At 70.2% G+C, this 8,306-nt stretch carries 7 protein-coding genes; 4 read left to right on the forward strand and 3 right to left on the reverse strand.

All coding sequences use genetic code 11. The annotated features are described in order from the left end of the window. The first annotated feature begins 79 nt into the window (after positions 1 to 79). On the forward strand, positions 80 to 622 hold the full coding sequence (locus G7A99_RS06020) for a Smr/MutS family protein (RefSeq protein ID WP_018716867.1): 543 nt from the start codon (positions 80 to 82) through the stop codon (positions 620 to 622). A 1-nt stretch (position 623) separates the two neighbouring features. On the opposite strand, the gene serS is transcribed toward G7A99_RS06020, so the two are convergent. Then, complete coding sequence (gene serS, locus G7A99_RS06025; protein WP_163139198.1) at positions 624 to 1,898, reverse strand: serine--tRNA ligase; 1,275 nt, start codon at positions 1,896 to 1,898, stop codon at positions 624 to 626. A 294-nt stretch (positions 1,899 to 2,192) separates the two neighbouring features. Here serS and G7A99_RS06030 point away from each other — a divergent pair, with 294 nt between their 5' ends. After that, the gene (locus G7A99_RS06030; RefSeq protein WP_163139199.1) at positions 2,193 to 3,530 is read left to right on the forward strand and encodes a replication-associated recombination protein A; all 1,338 of its coding nucleotides are present in this window, start codon (positions 2,193 to 2,195) and stop codon (positions 3,528 to 3,530) included. A gap of 55 nt (positions 3,531 to 3,585) precedes the next feature. Here G7A99_RS06030 and lolA read toward each other — a convergent pair whose 3' ends face one another. Together lolA and G7A99_RS06040 are read right to left on the reverse strand one after the other, a co-directional pair. Next, positions 3,586 to 4,221: an outer membrane lipoprotein chaperone LolA gene (gene lolA, locus G7A99_RS06035; RefSeq protein WP_163139200.1), complete on the reverse strand. Its 636-nt coding sequence runs from the start codon at positions 4,219 to 4,221 to the stop codon at positions 3,586 to 3,588. Positions 4,222 to 4,248: 27 nt separating this feature from the next. Then, complete coding sequence (locus tag G7A99_RS06040; protein ID WP_163139201.1) at positions 4,249 to 6,627, reverse strand: DNA translocase FtsK; 2,379 nt, start codon at positions 6,625 to 6,627, stop codon at positions 4,249 to 4,251. Between the two features lie 74 nt (positions 6,628 to 6,701). On the opposite strand from G7A99_RS06040, the gene G7A99_RS06045 reads away from it, so the two are divergent. Beyond that, positions 6,702 to 7,883: a GNAT family N-acetyltransferase gene (locus G7A99_RS06045; RefSeq protein WP_051088178.1), complete on the forward strand. Its 1,182-nt coding sequence runs from the start codon at positions 6,702 to 6,704 to the stop codon at positions 7,881 to 7,883. Positions 7,884 to 7,892: 9 nt separating this feature from the next. Continuing rightward, positions 7,893 to 8,306, forward strand: a 414-nt coding sequence (locus G7A99_RS06050) for a leucyl/phenylalanyl-tRNA--protein transferase (RefSeq protein WP_163139202.1), incomplete at its 3' end; no start/stop codon positions are given.

Consider the following 8,306-nt stretch of genomic DNA (forward strand, 5'->3'; position numbering starts at 1 on the left):
TAGCGGTGCGTATGCGCAGACAGGTAGCATGTCGTCGAGGCCGCCACCGGCGCACACCGGCGTCAGCCCAGAGGGAACGATGAGCGAGCATGATCGGGACAGCGACCCCACCCTCTTTCGCGAGGCCATGCGTGACGTCCGCCCCCTGAAGGACGACGGCCGGCACGACGCCGCGGCACCGCGTCCGCGGCCGGTCCCCCGCCAGCGCCTCGCGGACAACAGCCGGGTGATGGCGGAGCTGCTGCGCCCGCCGCAGGACGACACCGACCTCGGTCCGGAGCGCGGTGAGGCGCTGAGCTACCTCCGCGACGACATCGACCGCCGGGTGCTGCGCCGCCTGCGACGCGGACGCTTCGTGATTCAGGCCGAGCTCGACCTCCACGGGATGGTCGCCGCGGACGCCGTCGGCGCGCTGCGGGATTTCCTCCAGGAATGCCGGGAGCGGGACGTGCGCTGCGTGCGCATCATCCACGGCAAGGGCCGGCGCTCCGGCAACGACGGCCCGGTGCTCAAGGGCAAGGTCGACCGCTGGCTGCGCCAGCGTGACGACGTCCTCGCCTTCTGCTCGGCGCGCCGCGTGGACGGCGGCACCGGCGCGGTCTACGCGCTGCTCGGCGACTGACTCAGCTCAGGTATTCGGCGCCACCGAAGTACGGTCGCAGGACCTCCGGCAGGCGCACGCGGCCGTCCGCCTCCTGGTAGTTCTCCAGTACCGCGATCAGGCAGCGCCCGACAGCAAGACCCGAGCCGTTGAGCGTATGCACGGGCTCCGGCCGGCCGGTCTCCGGGTTGCGCCAGCGCGCCTGCATCCGCCGGGCCTGGAAGGCCTCGGTGTTGCTGCACGAGGAGATCTCCCGGTAGGCCTGCTGTCCCGGCAGCCACACCTCCAGGTCATAGGTCTTGGCCGCGGCGAAGCCCATGTCGCCGGTGCACAGCGTGACCACGCGATACGCGAGCCCGAGGTCTCGCAGGACGCGCTCGGCGTGGCCGGTGAGCTCCTCCAGCGCCTCGTACGAGCGCTCCGGATGGCTGATGTGCACCAGCTCCACCTTCTCGAACTGGTGCTGGCGGATCATGCCGCGGGTGTCCTTGCCGTAGGAGCCGGCTTCCGAGCGGAAGCACGGGGTCTGTGCCACCATGCGCAGCGGGAGCGCGTCCGCCTCGATGATCTGCTGGCCCGCGAGGTTGGTCACCGGGACCTCGGCGGTGGGGATGAGGTACAGGGGGTGGTCGCCGGATACGGCGAACAGGTCCTCCTCGAACTTGGGCAGCTGGCCGGTGCCCTCCAGGGTCTGCGGGGCCACGAGATACGGGACGTAGACCTCCTCGTAGCCGTGCTCGCGGGTGTGCACGTCGAGCATGTAGCCGGCGAGCGCCCGGTGCAGCCGGGCCACCGGCCCGCGCAGGACCACGAAACGCGATGCCGCGATACGCGCCGCCGCCTCGAAGTCCATGCCGTTGGCGAGCGCGCCCAGGGCGACGTGGTCCCGGGGCGTGAAATCGAACGCCGCCGGCTCGCCCCAGTGGCGCAGGGGCACGTTGTCCGACTCGTCGTCGCCGTCGGGCACGTCGGGATGCGGCAGGTTAGGGAGCCCCAGATGGATCTCGTGGAGCTCGCGCTGAACCGCCGCCAGGTCCTCCTCCGCCTCGCTCACCCGGTCAGACAGTGCCGAGACCTCGTCGAGCAGCGGCTGGATGTCCTCGCCGGCGGCCTTCGCCTGGCCGATGGCCTTGGAGCGGGTCTTGCGCTCGTTCTGCAGCTCCTGGGTGCGCACCTGCAGCGTGCGGCGCTCCTCCTCCAGGGCCTGGTAGCGCTTCGTATCCAGCTCGTAGCCCCGGCGGCGGAGCTGGGCCGCCACGCCGTCGAGGTCGCCCCGCAGGGTCTTTACATCCAGCATAGGTCTGTCCGTGTCTCCGGTTCTCTACAACACTCGGCGCGGGCCACGCCCGGGCCGCGCCGGGGTGGGCTCGCGCCCGGGCCGGCCAGGGTGGCGGCGGGCGCGCGACATCGCAGCACGGGATTGTAACCGCCCCGGAGCGTCGGCGCGAAGCGGCCGCCGCCCCGCCCGCGCGAACGATCGCGATGACAGGTAGAATCGGCGTTTCCGCAAAGGTGCGGGACGGACCGTCCCGGCCGGGACGATGTGAGGCAGAGTCATCGCGCCGGGTCGGCGGCGCGGAACGAGGCGTTGATGGATCTTTTCGAGAGCAGCACCGGCGGCGAACACGAGCCGCTGGCCCATCGCATGCGCCCCCGGGATCTCGGGGATTTCGCCGGACAGCCGCACCTCGTCGGCGAGGGCAAGCCGCTGCGGCGCATGGTCGACTCGGGCGTGATCCGCTCGATGATCCTCTGGGGGCCGCCCGGCACCGGCAAGACGACGCTTGCGGAGGTGCTCGCCACCGCCTCCGGGGCACGCTTCGAGCGGCTGTCCGCGGTGATGGCCGGTGTCCGCGAGATCCGCGCCGCGGTGGACCGTGCCCGTGCCGCCAGCGGTGAGGCGAGCGTGCTGTTCCTCGACGAGATCCACCGCCTGAACAAGAGCCAGCAGGACGCGCTGCTCCCCCACGTGGAGTCCGGGCTGCTGACCCTGATCGGGGCGACCACCGAGAACCCATCCTTTGAGGTCAACTCCGCCCTGCTCTCCCGGGCCCGGGTGTACGTCCTCAAGGCCCTGGACGAGGACGCGCTGGTTACGGTCATGGAGCGCGCCCTGGCCGACACGGAGCGGGGCCTGGGAAAGCGTGGCATCCGTGCCGACAGCGACGCACTGCATACCATAGCCCGCGCTGCCGGCGGCGACGCGCGCCGGGCCCTGGGACTGCTGGAGACCGCGACCGACTTCACCACCCGGGACGACGGCGACGAGCGCCTCACCATGGACGCCCTGGAGGACGTGCTTGGCCACCAGGGCACGGCCATGGACCGCCAGGGCGATGCCTATTACGACCTGCTCTCGGCGGTGCACAAGTCCATCCGCTCGTCGCGCCCGGATGCCGCCCTGCTCTACATCGCGCGCTTCGTCGACGGCGGCGGCGATCCCCTGGACGTCGCCCGGCGGCTTGCCGCCATCGCCTCCGAGGACGTGGGCAATACTGACCCCCGAGCCCTGCCCCTGGTCATTAGCGCCTGGGATGCCTATCTCCGCCTGGGTGACTACGAGGGTCAGCGCGCCCTGGCCCACGCCGCGATCCACCTCGCGGTCGCGCCCAAGAGCAACGCCATAGACCGGGCGTGGAAGTCGGCGCAGGCGTATGTACGTGCCCATCCGGACCTGGAGGTGCCGCTGTACCTGCGCAACGCGCCGACGAGGCTCATGGAGGGGCTCGGCTACGGCAAGGGCTACCGCTACGCGCACAGCGAGCCAAATGGTTATCCCGCCGGCGGGGATCACGACTGCTGGCCGGAGGCGCTGACCCCGGAGCCGTTCTTCGAGCCCACGGGCCACGGTCAGGAACGCCGCTTCCGCGAGCTCATGGAATGGCGTCGCCAGCTCGACGGGCAGGCGGACAGCGGCGACCGGTCCTAGGCCGGCGAAGAGGGCCGGTTCCGCCGCCCCCGGAACCGGCATGACGCGGGACTGACTAGCCGCCCTGGCCCGCCTCGTACTCCGGCGGCGCGATCAGGTCCGAGCCCTCGGGCACCTCCGTGGCGAAGACGTCCTCCGGAAGGGTGACGTTGCGCTCCAGTGCCGACAGCTCCAGGCGGACCGTCTGGCCCAGCCCGTCCTCCAGCCGCAGGACGCCTGGGACGCCGTCGTTCATGCGCAGGCGCACGCGCTGCACGCTCCACCGGTCGTTGCGTGGTTGCAGGCGGATCCAGCCGTCGTCGCCGACGCTCATGTCGAACTGCTCGCGCAGGTCATTGAAGCTGCCGCTCAGCAGCAGCGCCGGACCCACGCCAAGGACGTCGCCCACCGGGCGCACGGTCACCTGGCGCAGATCACGGTCGTTCACCCACAGCCACTCGCCCGTGGCGACGATGCGCTGGGCGTACGGCGTCTCGTAGACCCAGTCGAACTCGCCGGGGCGGCGCAGGGCGAAGTGGCCGGTGGCGCGTTCGACCACGGCGCCCGACTCGTCCCGGGTGGTCTGCACGAATGCCCCACGGAGGGTGTTCACGGACTCGAAATAGGACTGCAGCGCGTCCAGCGGTGCCGCCGCGGCGGTGCCGGTAACGACGGCCAGCGCGAGCGCGAGGGCGTGGATGCATCGCTTCACGGGTGGTACTCCCCTGGGTCGGTGCGTTCAGTCGGCAGGGGGCGGCGGCGAGGCGAGGACCTCGCGGCCGCCGTTGGACTGCAGCGGCCCCACGATACCGGCGCTCTCCATCTCCTCGACCAGCCGGGCGGCACGGTTGTAGCCGATCTTGAGCCGCCGCTGCACGCCGGAGATGGAGGCCTTGCGGGTCTCCGTCACCACTCGCACGGCCTCATCGTAGAGCGGGTCGCTGTCCTCGCCGCCGCCGTCGGAGGACAGTCCCGGGATGCTCGCGGAATCGCTGCCGGGTTCCTCCAGGATCTCCTCGACATAGTCGGGGCTGCCGCTGCGCTTGAGGTGTTCGGCGACCCGGTGGACCTCCGCGTCGGAGACGAACGCGCCGTGCACACGCTCCGGCATGCCGCGGCTGCTCGGGCCGAGATAGAGCATGTCGCCCTGGCCGAGCAGCGACTCCGCGCCCATCTGGTCCAGGATGGTGCGCGAGTCCACCCGGGAGGACACCTGGAAGGCCATGCGCGTGGGGATGTTCGCCTTGATCAGGCCGGTGATCACGTCCACGGACGGCCGCTGGGTGGCGAGGATGAGATGGATGCCGGCGGCGCGCGCCTTCTGCGCCAGCCGGGCGATGAGCTCCTCCACCTTCTTGCCGACCATCATCATCATGTCGGCGAACTCGTCCACCACCACGACGACATAGGGCATGGGCTCGAGCCGCGGTGCCTCGGGGACCGCGTCCGGGTCGCCCGCGTCCGAGGCGGGCATCTCCGGTGGTGTCCACAGCGGGTCGGCGAGGGGTTCGCCGCGGTCGGCGGCCTCGCGGATCTTGCGGTTGCAGCCGGAGATATTGCGCACGCCAAGGGCGGCCATGAGCCGGTAGCGGCGCTCCATCTCGCCGACGCACCAACGCAGGGCGTTGGCGGCCTCCTTCATGTCCGTCACCACCGGCGAGAGCAGGTGGGGGATGTCGTCATAGACCGAGAGTTCCAGCATCTTCGGGTCGATCATGATCAGGCGCACGGCCTCCGGGGTATTCCGGTAGACCAGGCTGAGGATCATCGCGTTCACGCCGACGGACTTGCCGGAACCGGTGGTGCCCGCCACCAGCAGATGCGGCATCTTGCCGAGATCGACGGTCACCGGGGCGCCGCCAATATCCTTGCCGATCGCCAGCGTCAGGGGCGCATGGGCGCGGGAGAAGGTATCCGACTGAATGATCTCGGAGAACGCGATCACCTGGCGGTGCTCGTTGGGGATCTCCAGCCCCACCACGGACTTGCCGGGGATCACCTCGACGACGCGCACGGAGGTTACCGACAGCGCCCGTGCCAGGTCCTTGGACAGGTTGGAGATCTGGCTGACCTTCACGCCCGCCGCCGGCTGGAGCTCGAAGCGCGTGATCACCGGGCCCGGGTGGACCGCGACCACCTCGACCTTCACGCCGAAGTCCGCGAGCTTCGTCTCGACCAGCTCGGACATCGTCCTGAGCGCCTCCTCGCCGTAACCGGCCTGCTCCGCCGGCGGCGGGTCGAGGAGATCGGTGCCCGGCAGCTCGCCCGGACCCACGTCCTCTAGCAGCCGCAGCTGGTCCCGGGTGCTCGCCGGGCGCTGTGAGGACGCCGGCGCCGGCTCGACCTGCGGCTCCTTTGCCACCTTCTTCGGCTTGTCCCTGCCACGGCTCTTCGGCCTCGCCTTCTCCGCCGGCGGCGGCGCGGGCGATTCCACCACCTTGGGCCGGCGGGCCCGTTCGGCACGCCGCTGACGCGCCGACTCGGCCCCCCGGTTGATCGCCTGGCGCACCGCCCGGGTCAGCGCAAACACGAACCGACCAATCCGCTCGGCAAGCCGTATCCAGGACACACCCGTGCAGACGGTGAACCCGGCGGCGAAGGCGGCCATTGCCAGCAGGGTGGCACCGGTGAAACTGAACGCCTGCTCCAGCGCCCGCGCCGTGACCACGCCGAGGATGCCGCCGGAGCTGAGCGGCACGGTCCCCGGAACCGGCGCCACGTGGAGCGTCGCCACTGCGGTGCCGGCGACGAGGGTGACGACGAAGCCGGCAAGCCGCAGCCCGAAGACACCCCAGTGCATCGCACCGTGGAGACGCTGCCACTGCCAGACCAGCGCCGCGCCGAAGGCGATCATCGCCGGGATGAGGTAGGCCAGGTAGCCGAGCAGGAACAGGCTCAGGTCGGCAAAGAACGCCCCCACGCGGCCGCCGGCGTTATGGACGTCGGCGACCAGGGTGGTATAGCTCCAGCCTGGGTCCCTCGGGTCATAGGTGACCAGCGAGAGCAGCAGGAAGCCGGCGACGGCGAGCAGCAGCAGCAGGGCTGCCTCCCGCAGGCCGCGGCTGATATGTTGCCCCCATGGCAGGGCGGCGTTTTCGGTGGACTGTGCCTTGGCCACTACGTCGGCCCCATGCGTTCACAAACAGTCAGAAGTTTAGCGCGTAAGCGCCTATCATTGCGAGAAAATGATCAATGGATGAAGCGGTGCCAGAAGGCCCCGGCCCGGATACGTCCCTGACCCTGGAGCTCGTCGACGACATTCGCCGTGTCCCCGCGGCGGCGTGGAACGCCCTCGAGGGTAGCGGCAATCCGTTTCTCCGCCACGAGTTCCTCGCGACACTGGAGGCATACGACGCCGTCGGCGAGACGGTCGGCTGGCTGCCCCACCACCTCGTCCTCCGCGACCACCACGGGGATATCGTCGCCGCCGCGCCGGCCTATCTCAAGACCCATTCCTGGGGCGAGTTCGTGTTCGACTTCGCCTGGGCCGACGCCTACGCCCGGCACGGGCTCGATTACTATCCGAAACTGGTGGTTGCAGTGCCGTGGACGCCCGCCACCGGACCGCGGCTGCTGCTGTCGCCCGGCGGGGACGCCGAGCGCCTGTCGCGGGCACTGTTCGACGGCGCCCGGGAGTGGGCCGGCCGCAGCGGTGTGTCCTCCGTGCACTGGCTCTTCCTCACCGCCGTGGAGGCCGACCGTGCCGAGGCGGCGGGGTATGCGCACCGGCTGGGCTGTCAGTTCCACTGGCACAACAACGGTTACGGGGATTTCGACGACTTCCTGGCCGCGCTGACGTCCAAGCGGCGCAAGAACATCCGCCGCGAGCGACGGCTCGTGGCAGACGCAGGGCTGCGGATGCGCACCGTCCACGGCGACGAGGCGGACGCCGATCTCTGGCGTGCGATGCACCGGTTTTACTGTAACACCTTTCATGAACGCGGAAACGTGCCGGTACTCAGCGAGGCCTGCATGGCGGCGCTCGGGCGATCACTGGGGCGGCGGGTGGTGCTGTTCGTCGCCGAGCGCAACGACCGTCCGATCGCGGCGGCGATGTGCCTGCGTGACGGCGAGACCCTGTACGGCCGCTACTGGGGGTGCGACGAGGTGGTCGATGCCCTGCACTTCGAGACCTGCTATTACCAGGGTATCGACTACTGCATACGCGAGGGGCTGCGGTGTTTCGAGCCGGGCGCGCAGGGCGAGCACAAGGTGCCGCGCGGGTTCATGCCGACGCTGACCCACTCTGTACATCACCTGCATGAACCCGCATTCCGGCGGGCGGTCTCGGAATTCCTCGGCCGTGAGCGGCCCGCCGTGAAGGCCTACGCCGAGGAGCTTACACTGTCGGGACCGTATAGGCAGAGCGACTGAACGACGACGATGACGCAGGTTCCATGGATCGCACCCGGTGACAACGAGACACCGTTCCCGGACCCGGAGACGTTTGCGCTCGAAGAGCCGAACGGACTGCTCGCGATCGGTGGCTCGCTGACGCCGTCACGGCTGATCGAGGCCTACGCAGCGGGGATATTCCCGTGGTTCTCCGAGGACCAGCCGGTGCTGTGGTGGAGCCCCGACCCCCGCGCGGTCATTCCGCCGCACGCCATCCACGTCGGGCGCAGCCTGCGCAAGCGCCTGCGCCATTCCGGTCTGTCCGTGACCCTGGACCGGGCGTTCGAGGCCGTGATCCGGGCCTGCGCGGCACCGCGTGCCGATGAGGCCGGCACCTGGATCACACCGGCGATGGCCGATGCCTACACGGCCCTGCACCGGATGGGCATCGCCCACTCCGCG

This window comes from Arhodomonas sp. KWT (assembly GCF_010993615.1).

Coding starts and splice junctions, on each gene's coding strand:
- G7A99_RS06020 (WP_018716867.1), top strand. CDS start 80: ATGAGCGAGCATGATCGGGACAGCGACCCCACCCTCTTTCGCGAGGCC.
- serS (WP_163139198.1), bottom strand. CDS start 1,898: ATGCTGGATGTAAAGACCCTGCGGGGCGACCTCGACGGCGTGGCGGCC.
- G7A99_RS06030 (WP_163139199.1), top strand. CDS start 2,193: ATGGATCTTTTCGAGAGCAGCACCGGCGGCGAACACGAGCCGCTGGCC.
- G7A99_RS06045 (WP_051088178.1), top strand. CDS start 6,702: ATGGATGAAGCGGTGCCAGAAGGCCCCGGCCCGGATACGTCCCTGACC.